Below are 250 nucleotides of genomic sequence, written 5' to 3'. Positions count from 1 at the left end.
GAAAGCAACCGGCTGAACAAGACTAAAGGGGCATCTTTGAATGCAAGCTGGAGGTTAACGCCGCTGATGACATTAACATCAGAGATAAATTTTTATGAAATAGAATACTCTCTGGAAGACCGTAAAGATAAAAATCTTCAGTTTAAAGGCGGACTGAAGGTTGAACTGAATGAGCATTCAGATATTTCAGTCAATCTCAGGCGTGTAGAGCGGGATTCAAATCAGCAGCAGTTCGATTTGCAGGAAAACC

1 protein-coding gene is annotated in these 250 nt (G+C 41.2%); it reads left to right on the top strand.

Features of this window, described 5'->3' with window-relative positions; all coding sequences use genetic code 11:
- Positions 1–36: 36 nt before the first annotated feature.
- Positions 37–250, top strand: a 214-nt coding sequence (locus tag R0J87_RS22955) for an outer membrane beta-barrel protein (protein ID WP_498889242.1), incomplete at its 3' end; no start/stop codon positions are given.

This window comes from Halomonas sp. SIMBA_159 (genome assembly GCF_046536035.1).
Classification (GTDB): Bacteria; Pseudomonadota; Gammaproteobacteria; order Pseudomonadales; family Halomonadaceae; genus Vreelandella; species Vreelandella venusta_A.
This window is presented reverse-complemented; position numbering and strand designations above follow the sequence as displayed.